Origin of the sequence: Gardnerella sp. KA00718 (assembly GCF_049244285.1) — a bacterium.
GTDB classification, from domain to species: Bacteria; Actinomycetota; Actinomycetes; order Actinomycetales; family Bifidobacteriaceae; genus Bifidobacterium; species Bifidobacterium vaginale.
Genome location: NZ_CP058370.1, coordinates 1,172,633 through 1,199,387, shown reverse-complemented (window position 1 = coordinate 1,199,387; position 26,755 = coordinate 1,172,633). Strand labels below are relative to the sequence as shown.

Sequence of the window (26,755 nt, the reverse complement as noted above, 5' to 3'; positions counted from 1 at the left end):
TCTATTGATGCATAAATAATTTCTAAGCATTCTAGAATAAAATTTATTAGCCTTATTAATGTATTTGGCTTGTTTTTATCCTTTAAGATTATCTTCAATAAAATGTAAATTTGAAACTTTTATTTAGTTTAAATAAGACGTTGAACTCATTTGGTCACTTACAGTATTGCTTATGCTGTTGAATATTGTATCATTTTTATTGTTGCTAATTTTTGTCTTTCCTAGTAACACATATTTGCAGTAGGAGTGTTGCATGACTGATTTAGATGCTATTTTTGATCTCTCTACAACAGATTGTGCTCTTTGCAAGAAATATAATATTCCCAATTCTGATACGCTTGCTGCACTTGAAGAAGCTGAGCAAATGAAATATGATCCTAATACAAAAACTTATAACTCGTTTAATGAATTAATATGTGAATATGATTAATCTTCTTCTTGCAATTATTTATCTAGCATTTATCAGTTTGGGTTTGCCTGATGCTCTTTTAGGATCTGCTTGGCCGACTATGAGTCACGATATTGGCGCGCAAATTTCTTGGGCTGGCGGAATATCAATGGTTATTTCTGCAGGAACTATTGTTTCTGCTCTACTGAGTGACAGGATGACTAAGCGTTTTGGTGCAGGCAAAGTTACGTTTGTGTCTGTTGCTTTAACTGCATTGGCATTGTTGGGTTTTTCTTTTGCGCCGAATTATATTGTGCTTATTTTGTTAGCAATCCCGTACGGGCTAGGTGCTGGAGGGGTAGACGCTGCTCTTAATAATTATGTTGCTTTGCACTACGAAAGCCGTCATATGAGCTGGCTTCACTGCATGTGGGGTATTGGAGCTTCAGCTGGACCTTACGTTATGGGTTTTGCGCTTTCTCACGGATTGGGATGGTCCGCAGGATATCAGTATATTGCGATTGTTCAAGTGATATTAACTGTAATATTGTTTATAAGTTTGCCATTGTGGAATAATCGTAAAGCACATGAATTACAGAAATCTATTCAGATATCTAAAGAATATTATAAAACGCTATCTTTTGCGGAAGTTTTGCGCATTCCTGGAGCTAAAAATATTCTTATAATGTTCTTCTGCTACTGTGCTATTGAACAGACTGCAGGATTATGGGCTAGTAGTTACATGGTTTTGTATGGGTCCGTTAGCCGTGTTGTTGCAGCGGGATGGGCAAGTTTATTTTATGTTGGTATTACAGCAGGACGATTTATAAGCGGATTTTTGACAATGCGTTTTAATGACGAAACCATGATTCGTCTTGGACAACTAGTGATGATTCTAGGCATTCTTGTGTTGTTATTGCCATTGCCAAATCATATAGCATTAGTTGCAGGATTTGTGATTATTGGTTTAGGGTGTGCGCCTATTTATCCATGTGTTATTCACTCTACACCGCATTATTTTGGAGCTGATAAATCACAAGCGATTGTTGGCATGCAAATGGCTAGCGCGTATATTGGATCAATGTTGATGCCTGCAATCTTTGGGTTTATTGGTCAAAACGTGTCTATGTCTTTGCTTCCAGTATATTTGATTATTTTGCTATCTATAATGGCGTTTATGCATATGCAATTGCTTCGGACTTGCAAAAGTTGAGTATGAGAATGTTTTTGTGTGATTGTTGGCTTAATGGTTGTTTGTTTAAGATTTATTAAGCTTATTGTGAGTTTGGTTACATTTTGTTGAGATTGAAGTTGTAAGTTGTAGAATGTCTGAAGATTCAATGCTGTTAAATGCCTGTATTATACTTGTTTTGGTGTTGATTCCGTTATTTTGGTAATTATTCTAGAAAATTTGGTTTTGCGGGAGGAAAAATGAGTAAGAGAACTAACATAATTTTGACTAGCACTATGATGGGTATTGCTACTGCTGCGTGTGCTTTTTGTGTAGCGCAAAGTGCAAATGCTGCCGATACCTCAGTGAGTGATGGTATTAATACAACTGTAAATTCTTCTAACGCAAACTCTTATGCTGCAAATTCTAGTAAAAACCAGCATGGGGGGGGGGCTTTAGATAGCACTTCCGTAAAATCCTCTGAAAATATCAATTCCTCCAATTCTAATGAAGCTGCAAAAATTACCGAAACTGCAAAATCTACTAAATCTTCTAAAGCTTCTGAATCTGTAACTGATGCTGAAAATTCTGAAAATGCTATACTTACTCAAACTCTTATTGATGTAAGCAATACTAATCTTCAAACAAATAATCGTGAAGATAGAAGCGTAACTGCATCTGAAGAATCCAGAGCAGCTTCAACTGATTCGGGTACTATAGATGATGCATCTTTAACTTGGACTCGTGAGGATTTTAATATTACCAAAGATGGGAAGCAGATTGGATATAGACAAGACATTAGTACTCCTACTGGTACTGTTAATGAAGTTGTTCCAGGTCTTAACGAAAAAGGACTTGCCAAGCTTAAGAAAAATCCACATATTGTAATTCCAGAAGGTATAGAAGTAATTGGAGAAGTTGCTTTTACAGGTAAAGCGAAACAAGTTGGCAAAAATCATGAGCATATCGAGGGTGAACATTATATAGAAAGTGTCACTCTTCCGCAATCTCTTAAAATCATCGAATACGGTGCGTTCGGCTGGAACAAAATTAAGGGAACTGTTACTATTCCGAAAAGTGTAATTTCAATACATAATGGTGCTTTTGTAGCTAATGAAATTGAAAAAGTTGTGTTTGAAGGCGTAATTGATGACAAGGGCAAAGAGCACGATTCAGACTCTAAGCCGTATTATCTTTCTGGAATTGGTAGCGATGCTTTCCAAGGTAATAAAATTACTGAAATTGATGTAAAAGATAATTTGGCTAAGTATCAATTATTCCCATCTAATAATCCGCAGAAGGGCGATTCTGTGTTCGATAACCAGAATCCTGGAACTTTCACTATTGAAGTAGGAGACGAATATAAAAGTCCTATTAAAATTACGAAAGAAGGTGTCAATCAGAGTATTAATGTAGTGGAAGGATTCAAAGAAGATGGTACTCCAGTACAGATTGAAAATTCATCTTATTTTAAGAAGAATAAAGAAGGCAAATATATAGCAGTAAAATCTGGCAAGCTTGAAGGTCAGTGCCTGTTTTACGATATTATCAATGGACAATTTAGGATAATTGGTATTTCGCACTTTACCTACAACATTGTTCCTAAAACTAAGATCTACAAAGTCACTTTTGTGAATGATAGCAATGAAAATTATGCTTCTGTGCAAGTTAAGGAAAACAAAAGCATAAGTGAAAATAGTGTTGACAATCAGAAAATGCCTAAGAATCCTTCTAAGAAAGGTTACACTTTTAGAGAGTGGAATGCAGATTCTACAGGTAAGGATAAAAGCAAAATATTTACTGAAAAAACTACAGTAAAGGGTGACATAACAGTTTATGCTATTTATACACCAACGCCATCTCCTGTTCCAACACCAACTCCAGAGCCGGAATCGGAGCCTACGCCTAATCCTAAGCCAACACCGACTCCTGAGCCAGATGTGACTCCTGAACCTGAGCCAAGACCAGTTCCTGATGTTCCTGGTGGTTTGTGGATTCCTGTTCCTGAGAATCCAGAGTATTCTGTTGTTGAGCAGCCTGTGTTGAATCCTGTTCATTCTTTGGATAAGCCGGTGGAGTATTCTGTTGAGAAGCGTTTTAAGGCTGTTGATGCTGGTGAGGCTTATAGTGCTAAGGTTCCTGCTAAGCATTTGCCTGATACTGGTGTTTCAGCAACTTCAACATTTGTGATTTCAATCATATCCCTTTTCGCTGGTTTTTCTAGTTTGCTTGCTGGAATAGCTAAACGCAAAAATTAGTATTGCATTTATGAATGTTTTGAGCGAATGCTGATAATTTCCCTCTGATGTTTTATATATCAGGGGGAAATTCGTTACTATCGTATTGTCTACTTTCAAGCAAATATTGTGTGCATCTACTTATATTTAATGTTTATTTATTGTATAATCAAAAGTGTTTATAAGTTTTGTGGATTTAAGCTTTGCTTAATGGTTGTTTGTACAATTTATGTAATTTTATGAGTTTTTAGTGAAGAGGCTAAAATGAATAAAAAAACTGCAATCGTGTTGTCAACGACGATGATGAGTATTGCTACTGCGGCTTGCGCTTTTTGCATGGCTCAAACTGCGAATGCGTCTGAAAATAATTCTGCATCAGATGTGAAGCAGAATGTCACTAGTGTTGATTTTTCTAATGGGGGGGGGGGCTTTCCCTGGTGATTTAGCAAAGTCACAAAAATCTGTAAAATCACAAGAAAATGTGCAGAATGATATATCTGCAAAGTCGCGCGATTTGGCGCAGTCACATGCTTCTAAACAGTCACAAGAAATTATTAGAAAACAGAAGTCTGATTCTGAAGATCATGAATCTAACTTTGCTAATGCTGATCCTTCCAGTAGTGAAACTAGGTTGACATCTTCCTCCGACTATAGTGGTTCTGTTGCCGATAACAAAGCTGATAAAAGAAATGATCCTACTGATGCGGATAAACCAAAAAACGATGAAGTAAGTACACAAAAATCAGTTAAAGCAGCAAAAGATGATAGGGCGTCAACAGATTCTACAAATAATGGCGAGAAGAAAAGCGAAGTTAAGCCTAATAAAGATGGCATATATGATTTTAGTAATGACAAGAATGTAACCAATCCGTTCCCGAATGTTATTACACCTGCTGAAGTCAAAGAGCTGCAGGATAAAACAACATCTGTTAGACCTCTGCCTTCTATTCAAAAGATTTTTTATACGCCTTATGGCAAGAAATTTTCTGTAGAGAATGGTCAAGCATCTGGCGATACTAGAAGTATTAATGAGATTATCAATACATATAATGGCAGGCTTGGAAGAGTTGATACATTCATATTTTTCCCGCGGGTTGATAAAGAAAGTGTATATACTGCCGATGGTCAATTTTACCCATACAGATCATCCCGCGAACTAAAAAATCCAGATGGATCAGCAGATTTTGACTTTAATAAAGCTCCCGACAATAAGATCTCATACAGGCTCGAGGTAAATGGGAAGCTTATTGGATCCAATTTGGCTGATAAGACAAATATCACAGTATATATGAGAAAGAACCAAACGTTTATTCATGTTGTTATGGAGGGTGACAACACTCATGAAGCTATTTTTGGCTATGAAGGATTTAATCATGAAGACTCATCTGGAATTTTTGGATATGTCGCCTTTCTACCTGAATGTGGCGCGCAATTTCACTTTGTAGATGATTTGCAATATCGCAAGGCAGCAAACATTAAAGGGAATGATGATCTTCCACAACGTAGTTCTGGTGAAGCTGATAGGTTCTCTACTAAACCGTTTACCAAGTTGGATTTATCCGATTTGTCTGACGCGAAAAATATTTCCAAAGTTAGGTTTGGTAATAATCAGGTTGTCAGAAATATGTATACGCCTCTTCTAAGCTACGAAGGCGATCCCAAGAAAGATTCTATTAAGCGCCCAACTATGGAAGAGCTTAAAAACACGCAAATCACTGGTTATTTGTATTACAGTAATGATATAGACACGCCAAAAGACGGTACTTTTACTACTAAAAATGCTGACAAAAAACCTGGAAATTTCAATTACGGTATTGTTCGAGATAAAGATGACAATCAACTAAATACAAAGCATTATTATGTGACATTTAGACCAATTCCTACTCAGCTTGTTGTGCGATACAAAGATTTGCAAAACAAGATCGAGAGTGGTAAGAAATTTGGACTTTACGTTGGCGATAAGCAAATTGCTGGTGATTTCAAGTCATCTGAGTCTAGCGCAGCTCCAGAGTTAAACGCATTACAATCAATGATAACAAATAAAAATACGGCTTTGCTTAGTGAAGCTGCTGGTTATCTTTCCAATGGTTTTGCTTATTTGTCTCCTGGAAACTACATCGTAAAGTCTGCTGCTGAAGCGCCTACAAACTATGAGTGGGTTGTTGAACCAGAAAATTCAGCAGATATTAATAGCGCTACAATTGATGCAAAATTTAATATTGCGATTCATAAGGATAACTCAATTTCTACTCAAAAAGTTGTTACTTTTGTGTTGAGAAGAAAGATTGCTACCGTCAAATTTATAAATGATGATGACAAGAAACCGTATGCTACTGTGAAAGTTCAGCAAGGTCTCTCTATTAGTGGTGATGGTTTAACTGATCAGTCTATGCCAGCTAATCCTACTAAAGCTGGTTTTACTTTTAATGGTTGGTATAAGGATAAAAATGGAACTGGGGATGCGTTTACTGCGTCCACAATTGTAAGCGAGGATACTACTGTTTACGCTATTTATACGCAAATACCTCCTGCACCTACACCATCTCCAATTCCTACACCTGAACCAACTCCAACACCTGAACCAACTCCAACACCTACACCGACTCCTGAACCTGAGCCGAAGCTTGTTCCTGATGTTCCTAATGTGCCTGACGATTCGTGGATTCCTCTTCCTGAGATTGTTCCTGAGAATCCAGAGTATTCTGTTGTTGAGCAGCCTGTGTTGAATCCTGTTCATTCTTCGGATAAGCCAGTGGAGCATTCTGTTGAGCAGCGTTTTAAGGCTGTTGATGCTGGTGAGGCTTATAGTGCTAAGGCTCCTGCTAAGCATTTGCCTGATACTGGTGTTTCACTGGTTATGTCTATAAGTACTTTGTTTGTGTCTTTGTTTGCTGGTTTTGGTTTGTCTATGTTCAAGTCTCGACGCAAGCATTAAATATGCATGTAGTAGGTTGATTTTATGTAAGAATCTAGTTATGTTGTGTTGATATTGTGATTCAAGAATTCCCCCTGTTGTGTAACTCGTATGGTTGTTCGCAGGGGGAATTTGATTTTATTGTGTTTTTGCTGATTATTTTATTTGATGAATCATTAGTTTTTAGATTGCCGCGAGTAAGTATCCAAGGCTCCTCATGATGCGTAAATCGTTCAAGTTCTTTACCACTGTAGTAACAAAATCGCAACTATAGCAGTAAAGATGATTACCCAATATGCGCAATAGGGGAAACCAGCTCGGTTCCAGAAGCGTCTCTTCGCATATCTGGCTTAGGCAGCTCTACGTTTGCTCCACGTTGTGTAGTTGCGTAAAGCGGATAGTTTCCAATGTATGCTGCCAAAATCGTGTTTTGCCCCTTAAGGAATCGCTGTGATCGCACGCCTCCGGTGCCGCGACCCTTTGTAGGGTACATTTCTAGCGGCGTAATCTTTGCAGCTCCGTTTTCTGTTCCAGCAAGCGCGTCGCTATCTCCAGCAAGAGTGAATACTACGCTTCCAGAAGCAGAAAATAGACCATTTTCGCCCTCTTCGTAATTCCATTCAACATCATTTTTAGCAACTACAGCAAAAGCAGAAACAGTGCATCCTTCATTAAGCCTAATTCCTGCCATTCCTGCAGAGCTTCGCCCCTGCGCACGTACTTGCTTTGCATCGAATGTAAGTAGGGAAGAATCGCTGCTTATAAACACAAGCCTATCTTCATCATTAGCAAGTGCTGCATTAATTACTGAATCGTTGTCTTTTAAGTCAATAATGCTCCAAGAATCCATTGTTGTTGGTGATTCAAAATTCCATCGTTTTACAACGCCATTCTTTGTTCCGATTGCGAGAGGAGTTTTAGAATCAGATTCGCTCAACGCAATAGCAGCTACGACTTTTTCTCCTCTAATTGGGTCTGTGCTTTGAGTAGAAGTTAATAATTCGCTTGCTTTAACACCATTGGAAAGAGATTCCGAAACGTTTTCATCTCCTTGATTTAAATGTGGCAAGTCTGCAACATGCGCTATTACTAATCGCCCTGCGGATGTTATTAAAGCGTATGTTGCTCGCGTGGTAGTAGTAAACACGTTTAAGCATGGAGTGTCAAAGATATTTGAAGAATGTGCTTGCCATCTATTAAATGTTTCAACACTAGTTCTTGCTATAAGACCAGATGTGCTTAAAGCTACGGCGCACGGTTCGTCGCTTAATTGCAAAGCCGCTGAGGTTGCGTCAGCGTCTCCAGACTTACGAGCGGCGCTTGCGGCTGCTGCAACATCTGCCTGGGCATTTGTCAATTGATTTGCTGCAATAACTGCGTCCATGGCTGAATCAGAATTAACTTCTTTACTGTTCTTAGTGCAAACAGGCGTAAAGCTGCCATCTTCTTGCTCGTCTAAAAGAATCGTTCTGCGAGGAGTATCCCACTGCTTTACAGCGTAATCCATTTCTGCAATCACAACTTTATCTAGCTGATTCGCTGAGCTTAGAATCTCGTTAAGTTCATCTATTTTTTGCAATAAATCGTTTTTTTCGCCTTCTAGCTCTATTCGACTCATTTTTGTAAGTCTTCTAAGTCTTAAGTCAAGAATGTATTGCGCTTGAATCTCGTCTAAATCAAATACGCTAATAAGCTTTGATTTTGCGGTTTCTGCATCTTCGGAAGACCTAATTACTTGAATTACTTCGTCAATGTCTAGCATTGCAAGAAGCAATCCTTCTACAAGGTGCAGTCTCTCTTTGGCTTTGTTTAGTCTAAATTCGCTGCGCCTTCTAATAACGGTTCTTCTGTGCAAAATCCACACATCTAGAAGCTCTCGAAGACCCATTGTGTGAGGTCTTCCATCAACTAGTGCAACGTTGTTAATCGTAAAGCTTTCTTGCAGCGGAGTGTGCTTAAAAAGCTGTGCAAGAACCGCGTTTGGGTCGAATCCTGTTTTTATTTCGATTACGATTCGCGTTCCGTTATGTCTATCTGTTAAGTCGATTGCTCCAGATATTCCGTCTAGTTTGCGTGCTTTTATACCTTGAGATATGCGTTCGAGCACGCGCTCTGGTCCAACCATAAATGGTAATTCGGTAACAATAATCGCCTTTTTGCGTGCTGTAACGTTTTCAATATGCGTTTTCGATCTAGTTGTAAAAGCGCCTCTTCCAGTTTCATACGCTTCGCGGATTCCGCTGCGACCGATAATTATGCCGCCGCCAGGCCAGTCTGGTCCTGGAACTATTTGCATTAAATCGTCTAGGGTAGCATTTGGATGCTTCATAACGTATTTTGCTGCAGCTACAACTTCTCCAAGATTGTGAGTGGCCATGTTTGTAGCCATTCCAACTGCGATTCCAGAAGCTCCGTTTACAAGCAAGTTTGGTATAGCAGAAGGCAGAACAGTTGGCTCTTTTAGCTTATTATCGTAGTTTGGAGCAAAGTCAACAGTATCTTCGTTTATGTCTGCATTCATTCCAAGCGCTGCTGGAGCTAGTCGTGCTTCCGTGTACCTGGATGCTGCAGGACCGTCATCTAAGGAACCAAAGTTTCCATGACCGTCAACCAAGGGGAGTCTAAGAGAAAATGGCTGAGCCAAACGCACCATTGCTTCGTAAATCGCGGAATCTCCATGTGGATGTAGCTTTCCCATCACTTCGCCTACAACGCGAGCAGACTTCATGTATGCGTGTTCTGGGGTAAGGTTCATGTTTCCCATTTGATACACGATTCGGCGCTGTACAGGCTTCATTCCGTCTCTTGCATCTGGCAGTGCGCGTGCATAAATCACCGAGTATGCGTATTCCAAGAAAGATTTGCTCATCTCTTCGTTAAGCGGCGTTTCAACAATGTTTTCCTTAACCTTTCTAGGGTCGAAGGTTTGTTTTGCTGATTTGCTGCGTGAAGGCATGGTTTTGAACTCCTTGAAGTGATTTACAAGCCTTTATAATACCAATTTATGTGCACAAAACTTTATTAAATGCTTATTTTACTCATAGTCTGTTATGCATTATTCATGATTTTGTATAGTTTGTGTTTTGACTACAATGTTGCTTATGAGTATTGAGATTCCGTCTGTGGATGATTTGCTGAATTTTGTTGATGATTCGTGTAACTCCGATCTTCGTTTGTCTGCGATTCTTCCAGCAGTAAGCTCTTCGATTGATGCTTCGATTAGTACAGATGTTTATAATGATCCTGATACTGCGCGCATTAGTCTTGGATTTCCGAAGTCACAGAGTGCTGTTGTTGTGCTTGTAGACGGACTTGGCTATTGGAATCTTGCTATTAGAAAAGGTCATGCTCCTTATTTGCGCTATCTTCTTAACGATTGCGCAAATCAGCGTCCAATAAAGACTTGTATTCCGAGTACTACGGTTGCAGCAATGGCAACTTTTGGCACTGGAACATGCCCTGGTCTTACTGCAATGACGGGATACACTCAAAAAAATCCTAAAACGGGTGCATTATCTCAATTAATCCAATTTAGGGATGCTCCAGATCCATTAGATTTGCAACGCCAGCCTACAATATTTGAGTCGCTTTCTAATTTAGGTGTTAGAGCGAATCATGTAAGTCTTTCAAAATTTGAGGATTCTCCTCTAACTCAAGCAGCTTTTAGGGGAGCTAAATTCATAAGTGGATCAACTCCTAGAGCAAGAATTATGAATGCTGCAAATAGTACTAAAACGCCTGGTTTAACGTATTTGTACCTTAGAGATATTGATAAAGTTGGTCACAATTATGGTTGGAAATCTGAGAATTGGGTTTCAGCTTTTGAGCAGATAGACGCGCAACTGAGTCTTTTAAAAAAGAATTGTCAAAAAGGCACTTTGATTGTTATTACTGCAGACCATGGAATGATTGAATCAAATCCAGATTTGAAAATAGATATTGCAAAAGATAGTCGTCTTACTAAAGGAGTTAAGCTTGTTGGGGGAGAGCCTAGGTCTGTTATGCTTTACGCGGAAGATGGCGAAAATCCAGATGACATTGCGTTAAGATGGTCTAACGTTTTGCAAGATAAAGCGCGTGTCAGAACTAAAGAGCAAGCTGTTAAAGATGGTGTTTTTGGGAAAGTCAGCCCGTTAGCATTAAGCGTCATAGGTGATGTTCTTGTTCAAGCAAAGTCTTCCGTAACCATAGTGGATTCTAGGATAGAAACAGAAAAAGCCATGAGCTTACCAAGCGTTCATGGCTCTATGAGTCACATGGAAATGGATATTCCATGTTTAGTTGATATAGCTTGATTTACGATAAATTAAGCCTCTCCAAAAAGAATCTCATCCCAACTAGGAACAGCAGCTCTCGTGCTCTTCTTAGCCCTAGTATGCTCGTTCATATGCTGTTTTGGTTCAGTTTTTGGAGTTTCTATAGCAACTGTTTTATCTGCTTGAACATGCGCATCTTCAGAATCTGATCCAAAAGTGTTTGATTTAGAATTTGCATATTTGCTTTTTGCAGAAGCAGATTTGGAAGAATCGACTACCGCATTTTCACTAGAATTATCTTGTGAAATGTTTGCGCTCGCATTTTCGCTACTATCTTCATTTTCTGAATTTTCTTTAGACTTATAGATTCCAGAATTAGAAGAAGAGTTTGCAATATTTGCAGCAGTTTCTGCGGCTTCTATGTTTTTTACGTTTGCAGAAGACTGTTCTGTATTATCTGGATTGTTAGATGGAGTAGAGTTTGATACCAAATCGCTTAGAATTGGATTTTCTGTATAACCATCTAAAGAATTATTAGTATTGTTGCTGTTTTGTTCTTTTTGTGCAGCCTCTGTTTGAATAGCAACATTTGCAAGATTAACGCTATTCCTTGATTCCCACTGACTCACAGCACGTTCTATTCTTGCAGAACGAATCGAATTTCCTGGAAGCTCATCATTTGCGAATGGGAAGTTTATGCTTACTGTGTCTCTATAAGCTCCTCCAAACTGTGATTTTTTAGAAGAAGAATCATTGTTCATGACTTCTTCGCCAAGCAACAATCTAGATGAAGGGTTTGCGCATGTAATAGAGTTGTCGTGCATATTCCAAGTCCACTCTGCTTTTATTGTTCGAGTAGCAGTGTTGAACTCTGCTGTTATAAGCCATGGTTCAAGTCCGCGTCTTGTGGCACGCCATTTTACAGTTTCCATTCCAATGTGTGCTTTTGCGAGAGTTCGTTCAATCAAATCTGAAATAGTTCTCATATTGCTTTGTTTTGGAGCTGGAACTGTTAAGAATTGCTCAATAGCATACTGTTTTTCTGTTTCAACGCCACTAGAGAATCTTTTAACTTGAGATTCGCTTACGTTATATCGCTTTGCAACATGCTCTGGATCGACACCAGCACGTATCAGTGCTTGTATCTGAGATATAGGTAGTGTTGCCGTGGTAGCAGCTGGCGAATCATCAGATTTACCAATAGAATTAACTGTGTTTTGATTATCGCCACCAACATTTGTTAGTTTTTTTGATTCGGCAATCGCGCGCTCCAGCGTGTCGTCAACATGAATTTTTAACGGCGTGTTTTCAAAAATAAAAATTAAATCGCCATTATTATCCACATGATCGAAACTCGCCTCTTTTGGCGGATTTTCAAGCATTGTGCACCACTTTCCTCGCTTTTAACGCTACTTATAACATACTTTAGTCCATAGTCTGCCTTCTTTGCCATTTTCTATGAATAAAAAAGCGAGTATTCTATGCGGGGTAGCTTTCATGTATGCTATGCGCGTAGGTAGCTTTTATTAGATAGCTAAAAGTATAAAAGTAGATTTAGTAAGTAGTTTTAAAAACGAAAGGACCATAATGGCACAGGATTATGATTCTCCTCGTAGTAAAGACGAAGACGAGGAGTCATTGGAAGCGTTGAGTAAGGGTTCACAAAGCTCTGCTAACGATATAGACGATGATGAGAATGCTATTGCAGAAGATTACGAGTTGCCAGGTGCAGATTTAAGCAATGAAGATGCGTCTGTTACAGTAATACCAATGCAGGGTGATGAATTTATTTGCTCAGAGTGTTTCCTCGTAAAGCATCGTAGTCAGCTTGCACAAATGTCTCAAGATGGTCAGCCAGTTTGTAAGGAGTGCGCAGCCTAATGTCTTATGACGAGACCTACACTGGTCCAGAACAGGTAGAAGTTCTTATCAAGTATTTGGATAATTTGAATGATACTGATAGTAATCAGCCTGCTATGGAACATATTTCTTACGCTCATGCTGGAGATGCTGGGGCGGATTTACGAACTACGCAAGATGTGACTTTGCGCCCATTTGAACGTGCTCTGGTTCCAACTGGTGTTGCTATAGCTTTGCCAGCTGGATACGTTGCTCTAGTTCATCCGCGTTCTGGTCTCGCTGTAAAACAAGGTGTTACAGTTCTTAACGCGCCAGGAACCGTTGATGCTGGGTATCGCGGTGAAATTAAGGTTCCGTTGATAAATATGGATCCGAACAATACTGTGCAGTTCCATCGTGGAGATCGTATAGCTCAACTAGTTATCCAGCGTTATGTTGAAGCTAATTTTATTGAAGCAAATAAGCTTCCAGGATCAGATAGATCTACAAAAGGATTTGGATCTACTGGAGTGCAATAAATTACATAAATCCGGCCAGAGCTAAGTTTATTAGACTGAGTCGGATTTATTGTATTTAATATTAAGTTTATTGTGTTTAATATTAGACATGTAGATTATTGTATGATTTAGCTTGTTTTACAATGTAGGATAGTAACTATAAATCGGGAGGTGATATTCGATGGGTGAAAATCAAGACGACATTAAGGGCGCTAACATGCTCGGATGTGAAATTAGCGAAGATATGCGAGACCCATTGTGCCCAATATTGCGAATGTGTAAGTGGCATCATCCCGATGAGAATATGGAGATTTTGCACAAAGCTTATGCTAGAGCCGTAAAACAGCATACTGGTCAAAGGCGTAAATCAGGCGAACCATATATTATTCATCCTCTTGCTGTTGCTCAGATTTTAGCTGACCTAGGAATGGGTCCTATAGTTGTTGCTGCAGGATTATTACACGATACTGTTGAAGATACGGATTACACGCTAGAAGAGTGTAGGGCTGATTTTGGTGATACTGTTGCAGGATTAGTCGACGGTGTTACAAAAATATCAAACATGGAATATGGAGAAAGCGCTCAGGCAGAAACAATCAGAAAAATGGTTGTTGCAATGAGCCGAGATGTGCGAGTGTTGGTAGTAAAACTTGCAGATCGTTTGCATAACGCTCGTACATGGAGATACGTTAAGCCATCTAGCTCGCATAAAAAGGCTCGTGAAACTCTAGATGTTTACGCTCCTCTTGCAAATCGACTCGGTATGAACGCAATTAAGACAGAGCTTGAAGAGCTAAGCTTTAAAGTTTTATATCCAAAAATTTATAACGAAATAGTAGTTTTAGTTGCTCGTAGAGCTGGTCAACGTGAAGTTTATTTGCGTCAAATTCTAGAAGAAATCAATGAAGATTTAAACCAGCAACATGTAAAAGCTTCTGTTAAGGGGCGTCCAAAAGATTATTTTTCAATCTATCAAAAGATGATTGTTCGCGGTCATGATTTTGAAAATATTTACGATCTTGTAGGTGTGCGAATAATCGTTGATTCTATTCGGGACTGTTATGCTGCATTAGGTGCAGTTCATGCGCGCTGGAGTCCTGTTCCTGGACGTTTTAAGGACTATATAGCAACGCCTAAGCTAAATATGTATCAAAGCTTGCACACTACTGTTGTAGGTCCTGGTGGAAAGCCTGTGGAGATTCAGATTCGCACATGGGACATGCATAGGCGTGCTGAATTTGGTATTGCTGCTCACTGGAAGTATAAGGCAAACGGACAAGCTGGTCGCGCTTTAAGTAAGCCAGATAAAGGTGATGTTAAGCGTGAACAAGAAGAAAACAAAGAGCTTAGCGAATTAGATAATTTAAAGTGGATTCAGCAGCTTGCAGATTGGACCAGTGAAACGCCAGATTCTGACGAATTCTTGGGTTCCTTAAAGCAAGATCTTGGAGCTTCGGAAGTCTACGTGTTTACTCCAAAGGGAAGTATTGTTGCTCTTCCGCAAGATGCAACTCCAGTTGACTTTGCTTATTCTGTGCATACTGAGGTTGGTCACAGAATGATGGGCGCTCGCGTAAATGGAAAGCTTGTGCCACTTGACACTAAGCTTAACAATGGCGATACTGTAGAAGTTCTTACATCAAAGTCTGATACTGCTGGTCCTTCAAGAGATTGGCTCAGCTTTGTAAAAAGCCCTAGAGCTAGAAATAAGATTCGTCAATGGTTTAGCAAGGAACGCCGTTCGGAGGCGATTGAAGAGGGTAAAGACGAGCTTACGCGAGCTATGCGTAAACGTAATTTGCCTTTATCTACTTTACTTACTCCACAAGCGTTAATAGGTGTTGCAGAAGAGCTTAATATAACTGCTAATGTAGAAGCTGTTTACGCTGCAATTGGCGAAGGTCAAGTTTCCACTCAAAACGTTATTTCTCGTCTTGTTAAAGATGCTGGTAGTGAAGAAGTAGCTGAAGAAGCTCAGGAAGAAGCACTTCCGCTTAGGAGAGTTGAGCGTAATCGCAAATCTAATGGTGTTCTTGGTGTTTCCGTAAAGGGCGTTGGAGATGTGTGGGTTAAACTTGCTCGCTGTTGCATGCCTGTTCCTGGAGATGACATTGTTGGTTTTATAACTAGAAATCAGGGTGTTTCTGTTCATAGAACGGATTGCCAGAATATGATTGATTTGCAAAAGTCACAGTCGGAGCGTGTTATTCCTGTTCAATGGACTAGCGATAAAGGCTTGTTCCTTGTTAAAGTTCAAGTAGAAGCTTTGGATCGTCAGCATTTGCTTTCGGATGTTACGCGAGTTCTTTCGGATCATGGTGTAAACATTCTTTCGGGAACGATTGCTACTGGAGATGACCGCGTTGCTACAAGTCAATTTACGTTTGAAATGGCAGATCCTCAGCATTTGAACACTCTTCTTGCTGCAATTCGTAAGATTGATGGCGTTTTTGACGTTTATAGAATTACGGGCGCAAAAGATAGTGCGGAACCGCGACTCAGAAAAATGGAACGCGACTAAACAAGAAAACCTAAACAATAAAACTTCCAGTCAAATAATGTTTTGGCTGGAAGTTTTATTATTGCAATTTTATATTATTTATGCTTTATTTTAATTAATGTTATTACTTAATAACCTCAATAGATATAATTCCAACTGGCTCTAGTGGGGCATCAGACCTATCTGTTGGAACAGATTCGAGCTTATCTACAACAGCTTTAGATTCATCATCCACGACTTCTCCAAAAATGGTGTGATGACCATCAAGCCAAGGAGTTGGCACGGTAGTTATAAAGAACTGAGATCCATTCGTGCCGTGTAAGCGTCCGTCTCGTCCGCGCTGTTTTCCAGCATTTGCCATTGCAAGAAGATACGGTTTATCAAACTTTAAGGATGGGTCAATCTCATCGTCAAATTCGTAGCCAGGACCACCCATTCCGTTTCCAAGAGGGCATCCGCCTTGAATCATAAAGTCTTTGATAATACGATGGAATGTCAAACCGTCATAGAATGGTTCGTTGGATTTTTCTCCCGTAAAAGGATTCATCCACTCTTTTGAACCAGTCGCCAAGTCAACGAAATTTTTTACTGTAATAGGCGCTTTATCGTCAAAAAGATTAATCTTTATATCGCCTTCGGACGTATGCATATTGATAAGTGTCATAATGCGATTTTCCCATATGTTAAAGACTGTTCAAAACTGTTGCAAATAAAACTGTTGCAAATAAAAATAAGGCGAGCTTGAGCAGGATTAATCTTGCATTAACTCGCCTTATTTTCGTAATATCAAAACTTTAGAAACATAGATACTCTACGCTTTGGCGCTTTGATACAACGTTGAACCAGCTTCCTGGAACTTTTTACTCATCTCTTTCATACCCTCGGCAATAGCCTGACTGCGGGCTTCTTCAACAAGTTGTTCTTGTTGATCTGCGCCACCGAAACGCTTGCGAATATTCTGAGAAATAGCCATTGAGCAGAATTTTGGTCCACACATGGAACAGAAGTGAGCCATTTTTGCTGGCTCTGCTGGAAGCGTTTCGTCATGGAAAGCGATAGCGGTATCTGGATCGTAGCTTAAATTAAACTGATCCAGCCAGCGAAACTCGAAACGAGCCTTGCTTATAGCGTTATCTCTATCCATGGCATGCGGATGATGCTTAGCAAGATCCGCAGCGTGACAAGCAATCTTATAAGCAATAACACCTTGTTTAACGTCATCCTTATTAGGAAGTCCTAAATGCTCTTTAGGAGTGACGTAGCAAAGCATTGCCGTACCATAACGAGCGATTTCAACGCCGCCGATAGCGGAAGTAATGTGATCATATCCTGGTGCAGTATCGGTTGTTAAAGGACCAAGAGTATAGAATGGAGCATTTTGGCAAATTGCTTTCTCCATTTCAATATTCATGCGTACCGTATCAAATGGTACGTGTCCTGGTCCTTCAATCATAACCTGAACATCGTGTTGCCAAGCAATCTTAGTAAGTTCACCAAGCGTCATAAGCTCAGAAAGCTGAGCAGCATCGTTAGCATCAGCCAAGCTTCCTGGTCGTAAACCATCTCCCAAAGAGAATGCAACATCGTACTTGGCGAAAATCTCACATAATTCTTCGAAGTGAGTGTATAAGAAGCTTTCTTGATGGTGTTGCAAGCACCATTCAGCCATAATGGATCCGCCTCGAGAAACAATACCAGTTACGCGGTTTGCAGTAAGAGGCACGTAGCGAAGAAGTACGCCTGCGTGAATAGTCATGTAGTCAACGCCTTGCTCGCACTGTTCAATAACAGTGTCGCGGAAAAGCTCCCAGCTGAGCTTAGAAGCATCATCCTCAACTTTTTCCAAAGCTTGATACATTGGCACGGTACCAATCGGAACAGGGGAGTTACGCAAAATCCACTCGCGAGTTGTGTGAATATCGTTACCTGTGGAAAGATCCATAACGGTATCTGCACCCCACTTAGTAGCCCACGTAAGTTTTTCTACTTCTTCGTCAATAGAAGATGTTACAGCAGAATTACCCATGTTGGCATTGAGCTTAGTTAAGAAGCGAGAACCAATAATCATAGGTTCTGCTTCAGGGTGGTTGATATTGCAAGGAATCACAGCGCGACCAGATGCAACTTCAGAGCGAACAAGTTCCACATCGCAATTTTCGCGAGTAGCAACATACTGCATTTCTGGAGTGATAATTCCATGACGCGCGTACCACATTTGGGTAATAGGATGATCTGCAGCCTTCATTGGCTTATGAGTGCGACCACGCCACTCTTTTGAAGCTTTACCGCGCTTAATAGCTCGCTTGCCGTCATCTTGAAGATTTCGACTACGACCTTCATATTCAACAATATCGCCACGATCTCTAATCCAATCAAGACGAAGTGGAGCCAAGCCTTCCTTAGGATCGCACTTAGGACCTTCTGTGTTGTAATCCTTAAATGGTGGGTTAGGACCAACGCCTGGAGTATCAGAAAGCTTAATTTCTGTATAAGGAACTTCCAAATCGTAAGAACCATATTCATATTCAAAGTGAACTGGCGTAGTTTTACGAATATGAGCTTTGTCCCTCTGAGTACATCCGCGAGAAGCAATATCAACGCGCTGTTGCTTTGCTAATTTTGCAGCATCTTTTGCTTCTTTAGCATTAATGAACTTTGGCGTATTGTTAGCTTTATCATCAGCTTTTTCCTGAATTATAACGCGTTTTGCATAACCGTGCTTTTGATTGCCGCGAATTTGCGTAAAGCGTTCCACGAATTCACTCATTGTGGATTCTGGTGTTTCGCTTGCGTACAATGCTTCAGATACAAACAATCCTGCAGCCTTACTGCGAGCAATCATTTCAACATCTTCTAAAGATGTTCTTCCTCCAACAAGTACTGGAAAATTGCTTGCTGAGCAAATAGTATTAATCTTTGCTTCATCTAAAATAGTGTGATTTGGTTCTAATTCGTAAGTTGGAGTAGTGTTTTCGCAACCATCTTCTGGATTATGCATTGCTGTTACACAAATATAATCAATGCAGCCATCAGGAAGTTCATTAATAATCTTAACAAGACTTTCTGTTTCAACAGATAAGCCGATTATTGTGTCTTCTCCTAAAAGTGCTCGTGCTTCTTTTGGTTCCATGTCGCTTTGTGCAAGATGAACTCCATCGACTTTAATTCCTTGATTTCTTGCTTGCCAGACAACGTCAACTCTTCCGTCTATTACGAAAGTTACTGAATCACATTTATCGTTATCTTCTATGATTTGTGCAATATCTCGTGCGATTGATGTGATTTCTTTTGCGCTTTCATCCGCACAATTAAGCCTTATAAATGTTGATCCTGCGCGTAAAGAGTCGTCAACTATATCCGTGAGTGCGCGACTTTTGCATAGTTTAGGATTTGCAATAAAACATGTGTTTAGGTTGAACTGGTCACGCATTGATGCGTATGGATAGTTTGAGGTCATACTTAATCGTTGCTCCCTACGTTGTATTAACTAACAGGTTCGAAGGGTCAGGTTTTCGCCTATCTCAGCCTTCTTTAAAAAGAAAGCACCCCTGCAAAATGTTGTGACTCAGACATTCTACATTATTTGGTATCTTTTTAATAAATCGTAGGCATGTTGAATGGTTGATCATTTGATAAATAGAAAATCCTAGAAGCGATTAATAGATTTTACTGTATCTTACGCTACTAGGATTTTATTTGTGACTTTTTTATTTGTGACTTTTTATTGGATATTATCGACGTTCATGATGGTTGATTTTATTGGATATTAAATCTCCAACAGTTTGTACTACTTGCACAAGAAGAATACAGAAAATAACAGCAACACTCATAACATCGTATTGGTAACGCTGATATCCGTAGCGAATTGCAATATCTCCTAGACCGCCTGCGCCAACAGTTCCAGCCATTGCAGAGAATCCAAAAAGTGTAATGAAAGTCAATGCCGCTCCACGAATTAATGAAGGCAAGCTTTCAAAAAGCAATACTTTGAATACTATTTGCGTATTGCTTGCGCCAAAACTTTGTGCAGCTTCTATAAGACTTCCATCAACTTCTGCAAGAGATTGCTCAACAATTCGCGCTACGAATGGTGCAGCTGTTAAAACAAGAGGAACAATAGCGCCAGAAACTCCCAAAGACGTTCCAACAATAAGTCTAGTAAGTGGAATTATTGCAACAAGTAGGATTATAAACGGTATTGAGCGAACAATATTTACAATCCAACCTAAAACCGCATTCAAATATGAGTTAGGACGTATTCCTTGTTTTGCGCTTGTTATAAGAAGAACTCCTATTGGTAATCCTATTACGTATGCGAATAGTGTAGATATTGAAGTCATAGATATTGTATCTTTTGTGCCTTCAATAAGTAGTTCTCCATATTCGTCTATAAATTGTGAAATATTTTCTGGCATTTTTATTTCACCCCATTGTTTGTTGCGCTATTAGTGGTTATTCCATTTTCGGAATTACTATTATTGGATTTAGTTCCCCTATGGTTTTCAACATGTTCGTCTGCAATAAGCGTTTTTAAAATATTGCTTTGAGGATTTTTGAAAAGTGTTGAAGTGTCACCGATCTCTACGATTTTTCCGCCGTCAATCATAGCAACCCTATCGCAAATATTTCTTGCTACTGCTAACGAGTGAGTAATAATAACCAGTGTTACGTTAAGATCTCGGTTGATTCTTCTAAGCAAGTCAAGTATTTGTGCTGTAGTTGTTGAATCCAAGGCGCTTGTTGCTTCGTCACAAAGCATTATAGAAGGATTATTAGCAAGTGCTCTCGCTATTGCAACTCTTTGCTGTTGTCCGCCAGAAAGCTGAACAGGGTAGCGGTTTGCTAAATCTTTTAATCCAACTAAATCGAGTAAATACTTTGCTCGTTCTTCTCTTTTTTCTTTAGGAGTGTTGTTTAGTTCCAAAGGAAAAGTCACATTTTGTAACACAGTTCGCTGTTGAAAAAGACTAAAGTTTTGGAAAATCATTCCAATATTCGATCTTATTTTAGATAAATCTCTATTTTTGGCGTCCGTAATATCTTTTCCGTCTATTAGCACTCTTCCAGATGTTGGACGTTCTAACAAGTTCATGCATCTGACTAATGATGATTTTCCAGCTCCAGAAGATCCCAAAATACCAAATACTTCGCCTGATTCAATAGTTAAATTAATATCGTTAAGTGCTTCGTGCGATTGCTTACCACTTGAGTAAGTTTTATAAAGATGCTCAATTTGAATCATATTATCTCTCACTGATTTTGAAAAGCAAATATGAGGCACGTGCCTCTATGCTTTTGTGAGGCACATGTCTCATATTTGCTTAAGGTTAGAACAATGCAATCATCTTAGAAAACTGGCAAAACAGCGCCGTTGTAGTTTTTCTTTATAAAATCACGAACTGCATCTGTTTTTAACGCTTTTACAAGAGCCTTGATTTTAGCAAGCTTTTCGGATCCTTTCTTAACAGCAATAATGTTTTCGTATGTCTTAGCAGCTACGCCTCCAACTTTTTCGCTTGTAAGAGGATCTTTAGTTGGGTTAAATCCAGCTTGAATAGCGTAGTTTCCGTTTAGAGCAGCTAAATCAACGTCCTTAACAACTGTTGGAACCAAAGCAGCGTCTATTTCCTTAAACTTTAGATTCTTTGGATTAGAAACAATATCTTTCTTTGTTGCGTTAACATCCTTTGGATTCTTTAGCTTAAGAAGACCTGCATCTTGCAAAAGAAGAAGTGCGCGAGCTTCGTTGGTTGGGTCGCTAGGAACCGCAACTGTTGCGCCATCTTTTAAGTCCTTAATTGTTTTAGTCTTTCCTGGGTAAAGTCCAAATGGTTCAAAGTGGATTCCAGCAATAGAAATAATATGCGTTCCTCTTTCTTTATTAAAGTTATCTAAGTATGGCAAATGCTGATGGTAGTTTGCGTCTGCTTCGCCTTCTTCTACAGCAGTATTTGGTTGCACGTAGTCAGTAAATTCCTTAACAACCAACTTATAGCCTTGTTTTTGCAAAATTGGCTTAACTACTTTGTTCAAAATATCGCTGTGAGGAGTTGGGGAAGCTGCAACCTTAATCACCTTATCGTCTTTAGTTGCTCCATTTGCAGAAGATCCGCATGCGCTTAGTGAAAGCCCCAAAATCGCAGTTAGTGCTGTAAAAGCTGCAATAATCTTTGTGTTCTTCTTTGTGATTTTCATATTTTTCCCCTTGTCCTTTAATGTTTTTTGTTCGTTGATGTTTTGTTTCTTAGCAACGGAATATCAATATATGCGATTTTGTATCTTCTTCGCTACCTATTTTCTATTTGTATAATTTATGACGAGTTAGCAATACTAATGAAATCAGGCAGATATGTGACAATTAATTTTTTATACTTGCGATTGATTTTTTGTTTTTCGCTTGTTTTTTATGATTGGCGTTTTGCGATTTTTCTGTTTAGTGGATGCTTTTATTGCAATATGACTTTATACAATGCGGCTTATGCAACATGGATTATAATAAAAACATGACTTCTTTGCGTTTAGCTTTAGCTCAAATTGACACTTGCGTTGGAAACATAAGCAAAAATACGGATGAAATATTGCGATTTTGCAAAGATGCAAGTAGTGGAAACGCTGATATTGTTGTGTTTCCAGAAATGACACTAACAGGGTATCCAATCGAAGACCTTGCTTTGCGTGCAACATTTAGAAAAGCAGCTAGCGACGCTGCTTACAGTCTTGCAAAAATCTTAAAAGATAGCGGATTAGCTGACTTATACGTTGTTGTTGGAACAGTTGGTGTAGACGATGAATTAGGTAAGCCAAGAAATCGTTTACTTGTTATTCATGATGGAAAAGTGGAGCTTGTTTATGACAAGCATTTCTTACCAAATTATGGCGTTTTTGACGAATTTAGAATTTTCTCTTCTGGAGATGATTGCGGAATTCTAAACGTTAAAGGCGCAAAATTAGGATTTGCGATTTGCGAAGACATTTGGCAAGATGGCGGCCCAGTTGCGCGTCTTTCTAAAGAGGGGATTGATGTTTTAGTAACAATCAACGGTTCTCCGTACGAAGAAGGCAAAACGGATATTCGCTTAAAGCTGGCGCAAAAGCGTGCAAAAGAGCTTAATGCTCCTCTTGTTTACGTAAATCAAGTTGGTGCTCAAGATGATCTTGTTTTTGATGGCGGCAGTTTTGTAGTAAACGCAGATGGATCCCTGATCGAGCGTTCTAAAATGTTTGATCAAGACTTAAGTTTTGTTGATTTTAATACAGATTTAGATGCACAAAAATGCTCAACGATTGCTCAAAAATTAGACCCAGACGAAGAAGTTTATTGCGCATGTGTATTGGGACTTAGAGATTACATGCGCAAAAACGGATTTAAGGGCGTTTGCTTAGGACTTTCTGGCGGAATTGACTCTGCGCTAGTTGCAACTATGGCGGCAGATGCTTGCGGAGGGCAAAACGTTTGGGGAATCTCAATGCCAAGCATGTATTCTTCGCTTGGTTCTAAAGACGACGCTTGCGATTTAGCTAAGCGACTTGGAGCACATTACGATATTCAGCCCATTGAGCCACTTTTTAAGTCATTCCAAAATCAGCTTGATTTACAAGGTGTTGCTGCAGAAAATTTGCAAGCGCGAGTTAGAGGCGTGATTGTTATGGCGTACTCTAATTCAAAAGGATTGCTGGCACTAGCTACTGGCAATAAGTCGGAGCTTGCATGCGGTTATTCTACGATTTATGGAGATGCAGTAGGAGGGTATGCTCCTATTAAAGATTTGTTTAAGACTCGCGTTTGGGCGCTTTCTAGATGGCGAAATCGTGCTGCTCAAAATGGAGTAGGTCTTGGAATGTTACCTATTGCTGGAAGAGAAGATTTTCCTAAAGACAATGCTCCAAAAGATAGCATTCTTATACCTGTAAACTCGATTATTAAGCCTCCAAGCGCAGAGCTAAGACCAGGGCAAAAGGATTCTGATTCTTTGCCAGAATACGATTTGCTAGATAAAGTGTTGGAAGCTCATATTGAGCTTGCTCACGGTCGCGCAGATTTGCTTGCAGACGGTTTTGATGAGCGCACAGTTGATACAGTTATTAGGCTTGTAGACCGCGCAGAATGGAAGCGTAGGCAGTATCCGTTAGGGCCAAAAGTTAGTGCGATTGCGTTTGGAAGAGATAGGCGAATTCCAGTAACAACCGCGTTTAGAGAGTAGACGAAATCTTGGATACGTCTTGGGAAAAGTCGCAAGCATCCGTTGATTAACTACATATTGCATATGCGCTAGTTTGAGTATTCAAACTAGCGTTTTTTACTAAATTGAATACATAAAAGCATAAAATGTGAGGTAACTCACTTTAAAATAGTAAAAAATCGACGTGTACTGTTTAAACATTGCTTTAACATAGTAGAGAAGACGGCGTGAAGAAGCGTCGTGGATACGAAAGGAGTCAAATATGGCATCAGTGGATGCATCCGTTCTCACCGAAGAGGATCTTCGTGCAAAAGCGTGGGATGGATTTACAAGCGGCAATTGGGAAAAAGATATTGACGTACGCGACTTTATTTTAAAGAACTACACCCCATACGAAGGCGACGAATCCTTCTTGGCGAATGCTACCGAGAAAACGAAGCATATGTGGAAGTATCTCGATGACAATTACTTGGCAGTTGAGCGTGAGCGCCGCGTATACGACGTTGAAACTCATATTCCAGCAGGCATTGACGCAATGCCAGCAGGCTACATTGAAAGCCCAGAAGTAGATAACGTAATCGTCGGTTTGCAAACTGACGAACCTTGCAAGCGCGCTATGATGCCAAACGGTGGTTGGCGAATGGTTGAGCAGGCTATTAAGGAAGCCGGCAAGGAAGTAGATCCAGAAATTAAGAAGATTTTCACCGTTTATCGCAAGACTCATAACGATGGCGTGTTTGGTGTTTACACCAAGAATATTAAGATTGCTCGCCACAATAAGATTTTGACTGGTTTGCCAGACGCTTATGGTCGTGGTCGTATTATCGGTGATTATCGTCGCGTGGCTCTTTACGGCGTAAATATGCTTATTGAGTTCAAGAAGCGCGATAAGGATTCGATTCCATACCGCAACGACTTTACTGAGACCGAGATTGAGCATTGGATTCGCTTCCGCGAAGAGCACGATGAGCAAATCAAGGCTTTGAAGCAGCTTATCAACTTGGGTAACGAGTACGGCTTGGATTTGAGCCGCCCAGCTCAAACCGCTAAGGAAGCTGTTCAGTGGACTTACATGGGCTATCTTGCTTCTGTTAAGAGTCAGGATGGCGCTGCAATGAGCTTCGGACGTGTTTCCGCATTCTTCGATTGCTACTTTGAGCGTGATTTGAAGGCTGGATTAATCAACGAAACCGATGCTCAGGAAATCATTGATGCTTTGGTTATGAAGCTTCGTATTGTTCGCTTCTTGCGTACTAAGGATTACGACGCAATCTTCTCTGGAGATCCATATTGGGCAACTTGGTCCGATGCTGGCTTCAGCGATGATGGTCGCACATTTGTTACTAAGACTTCGTTCCGTTTGCTCAACACTTTGACTCTTGAGCATCTTGGGCCAGGTCCTGAGCCAAACATCACTATTTTCTGGGATCCAAAGCTTCCAGAAGCCTACAAGCGTTTCTGCGCACAAATCTCTATCGACACTTCTGCAATTCAGTACGAGTCCGATAAAGATATTCGTGAGCACTGGGGCGATGACGCTGCTATTGCTTGCTGCGTTTCCCCAATGCGCGTTGGTAAGCAAATGCAGTTCTTCGCTGCTCGCGTTAACTCCGCAAAGGCTTTGCTCTACGCGATTAACGGTGGTCGCGATGAAATGACTGGCATGCAGGTTATTGATAAGGGTGTTATTGACCCAATCAAGCCAGAAGCCGACGGAACTCTTGACTACGAGAAGGTTAAGGCCAATTACGAGAAGGCTTTGGAATGGCTTTCCGAAACCTACATTGAGGCTTTGAACATCATCCACTACATGCATGATAAGTACGCGTACGAGTCCATTGAGATGGCTTTGCACGATAGGGAAGTCTATCGTACACTCGGCTGCGGTATGTCTGGCTTGTCTATTGCTGCAGATTCCTTGGCTGCTTTGAAGTATGCAAAGGTTTACCCAATTTACAACAAGGATGCTAAGACCACTGAAGGTCATGAGTATGAGTACATCGAAGGCGCAGAAGACGACTTAATCGTTGGCTACAAGACGGTTGGAGAGTTCCCAATCTACGGTAACGATGACGATCGTGCTGATGACTTGGCAAAGTGGGTTGTAAGCACTGTTATGGGTCAGGTAAAGCGTTTGCCTGTGTACCGTAATGCTGTTCCAACTCAGTCTATCTTGACTATTACTTCTAACGTTGAATACGGCAAGAACACTGGTTCCTTCCCATCTGGTCACAAGAAGGGTACTCCTTACGCTCCAGGCGCAAACCCAGAAAATGGTATGGATTCTCACGGTATGCTTCCATCCATGTTCTCCGTTGGCAAGATTGACTATGATGATGCTCTCGATGGTATTTCTTTGACCAACACCATTACGCCAGATGGTTTGGGAAGAGATGAAGACGAGCGTATAACGAATTTGGTTGGTATTTTGGACGCTGGCAACGGTCACGGCTTGTACCACGCAAACATCAACGTTTTGCGCAAGGAACAGCTTGAAGACGCTGTTGAGCACCCAGAAAAGTATCCACACCTTACGGTTCGCGTTTCTGGCTACGCAGTGAACTTCGTAAAGCTCACTAAGGAGCAGCAGCTCGACGTTATTTCTCGTACATTCCACCAGGGTTCAGTTACTGACTGATTCTGATTGATTGCGAATGCCGCCGGGAGTGAGTAGGTTTTGCTCCTGGCGGCTTTTAAAATAAACGTAGTTTTTAAAATCGAATAAATTAAACCAAAGACGGTTATAGGAGGG

General features: G+C 40.1%; 16 protein-coding genes, 1 pseudogene and 1 riboswitch. Of the genes and pseudogenes, 10 read left to right on the top strand and 7 right to left on the bottom strand.

Annotation, left to right across the window (positions count from 1 at the left end; all coding sequences use genetic code 11):
- The first annotated feature begins 253 nt into the window (after window positions 1-253).
- The 4 genes and pseudogenes from HXT55_RS04845 (at window position 254) to HXT55_RS04830 (ending at window position 6,731) form a co-directional block, all read left to right on the top strand.
- Window positions 254-430 carry a hypothetical protein gene (locus HXT55_RS04845; RefSeq protein WP_004112568.1) on the top strand — a complete coding sequence of 59 codons (177 nt, stop codon included), beginning with the start codon at window positions 254-256 and terminating at the stop codon, window positions 428-430.
- Window positions 423-1,601 carry an MFS transporter gene (locus HXT55_RS04840; protein ID WP_004138548.1) on the top strand — a complete coding sequence of 393 codons (1,179 nt, stop codon included), beginning with the start codon at window positions 423-425 and terminating at the stop codon, window positions 1,599-1,601. Before HXT55_RS04845 ends, HXT55_RS04840 begins: the two co-directional genes overlap by 8 nt.
- A 218-nt stretch (window positions 1,602-1,819) precedes the next feature.
- The gene (locus HXT55_RS04835; protein ID WP_421792592.1) at window positions 1,820-3,817 is read left to right on the top strand and encodes an InlB B-repeat-containing protein; all 1,998 of its coding nucleotides are present in this window, start codon (window positions 1,820-1,822) and stop codon (window positions 3,815-3,817) included.
- Between the two features lie 243 nt (window positions 3,818-4,060).
- Window positions 4,061-6,731 (top strand): annotated as a pseudogene (locus tag HXT55_RS04830) (InlB B-repeat-containing protein).
- 265 nt (window positions 6,732-6,996) lie between these two features.
- Here the strand turns inward: HXT55_RS04830 and HXT55_RS04825 are convergent.
- A complete protein-coding gene (locus tag HXT55_RS04825) occupies window positions 6,997-9,666 on the bottom strand; it encodes a DNA gyrase/topoisomerase IV subunit A (RefSeq protein ID WP_064622937.1) in 2,670 nt (889 codons plus the stop codon).
- A 145-nt stretch (window positions 9,667-9,811) separates the two neighbouring features.
- Here HXT55_RS04825 and HXT55_RS04820 point away from each other — a divergent pair, with 145 nt between their 5' ends.
- On the top strand, window positions 9,812-11,005 hold the full coding sequence (locus HXT55_RS04820; protein ID WP_064622936.1) for an alkaline phosphatase family protein: 1,194 nt from the start codon (window positions 9,812-9,814) through the stop codon (window positions 11,003-11,005).
- A gap of 11 nt (window positions 11,006-11,016) precedes the next feature.
- On the opposite strand, the gene sepH is transcribed toward HXT55_RS04820, so the two are convergent.
- Window positions 11,017-12,348 carry a septation protein SepH gene (gene sepH, locus HXT55_RS04815; RefSeq protein ID WP_064622934.1) on the bottom strand — a complete coding sequence of 444 codons (1,332 nt, stop codon included), beginning with the start codon at window positions 12,346-12,348 and terminating at the stop codon, window positions 11,017-11,019.
- Between the two features lie 205 nt (window positions 12,349-12,553).
- Between sepH and HXT55_RS04810 the strand changes: the two genes are divergently transcribed.
- The 3 genes from HXT55_RS04810 (at window position 12,554) to HXT55_RS04800 (ending at window position 15,844) form a co-directional block, all read left to right on the top strand.
- Window positions 12,554-12,847 carry a DUF4193 domain-containing protein gene (locus tag HXT55_RS04810; RefSeq protein WP_004112589.1) on the top strand — a complete coding sequence of 98 codons (294 nt, stop codon included), beginning with the start codon at window positions 12,554-12,556 and terminating at the stop codon, window positions 12,845-12,847.
- Window positions 12,847-13,344, top strand: coding sequence for a dUTP diphosphatase (dut, locus tag HXT55_RS04805; RefSeq protein ID WP_009993670.1), 498 nt, complete (start codon window positions 12,847-12,849; stop codon window positions 13,342-13,344). The genes HXT55_RS04810 and dut overlap by 1 nt, the downstream gene beginning before the upstream one ends.
- A gap of 160 nt (window positions 13,345-13,504) precedes the next feature.
- Window positions 13,505-15,844, top strand: a complete 2,340-nt coding sequence (locus HXT55_RS04800; RefSeq protein WP_004138463.1) for a RelA/SpoT family protein — start codon at window positions 13,505-13,507, stop codon at window positions 15,842-15,844.
- Between the two features lie 103 nt (window positions 15,845-15,947).
- On the opposite strand, the gene HXT55_RS04795 is transcribed toward HXT55_RS04800, so the two are convergent.
- The 5 genes from HXT55_RS04795 to HXT55_RS04775 form a co-directional block, all read right to left on the bottom strand.
- Window positions 15,948-16,487 (bottom strand): peptidylprolyl isomerase, encoded by a 540-nt coding sequence (locus tag HXT55_RS04795; RefSeq protein ID WP_004112594.1) that lies wholly within the window; start codon window positions 16,485-16,487, stop codon window positions 15,948-15,950.
- Between the two features lie 147 nt (window positions 16,488-16,634).
- On the bottom strand, window positions 16,635-19,280 hold the full coding sequence (gene thiC, locus HXT55_RS04790; protein ID WP_032836415.1) for a phosphomethylpyrimidine synthase ThiC: 2,646 nt from the start codon (window positions 19,278-19,280) through the stop codon (window positions 16,635-16,637).
- Window positions 19,277-19,383, bottom strand: a riboswitch (TPP riboswitch). (Overlaps the previous gene by 4 nt.)
- A gap of 171 nt (window positions 19,384-19,554) precedes the next feature.
- Window positions 19,555-20,238, bottom strand: coding sequence for a methionine ABC transporter permease (locus tag HXT55_RS04785; protein WP_004112597.1), 684 nt, complete (start codon window positions 20,236-20,238; stop codon window positions 19,555-19,557).
- A gap of 2 nt (window positions 20,239-20,240) precedes the next feature.
- Window positions 20,241-21,065, bottom strand: coding sequence for a methionine ABC transporter ATP-binding protein (locus HXT55_RS04780; RefSeq protein WP_004115441.1), 825 nt, complete (start codon window positions 21,063-21,065; stop codon window positions 20,241-20,243).
- A 104-nt stretch (window positions 21,066-21,169) separates the two neighbouring features.
- A complete protein-coding gene (locus HXT55_RS04775) occupies window positions 21,170-22,018 on the bottom strand; it encodes a MetQ/NlpA family ABC transporter substrate-binding protein (RefSeq protein ID WP_004112601.1) in 849 nt (282 codons plus the stop codon).
- A gap of 308 nt (window positions 22,019-22,326) precedes the next feature.
- On the opposite strand from HXT55_RS04775, the gene HXT55_RS04770 reads away from it, so the two are divergent.
- Both HXT55_RS04770 and pflB read left to right on the top strand, forming a co-directional pair.
- On the top strand, window positions 22,327-24,024 hold the full coding sequence (locus tag HXT55_RS04770) for an NAD+ synthase (protein ID WP_032836417.1): 1,698 nt from the start codon (window positions 22,327-22,329) through the stop codon (window positions 24,022-24,024).
- Between the two features lie 241 nt (window positions 24,025-24,265).
- Window positions 24,266-26,641 (top strand): formate C-acetyltransferase, encoded by a 2,376-nt coding sequence (gene pflB / locus HXT55_RS04765; protein ID WP_004112605.1) that lies wholly within the window; start codon window positions 24,266-24,268, stop codon window positions 26,639-26,641.
- The last annotated feature ends 114 nt before the right edge of the window (window positions 26,642-26,755 follow it).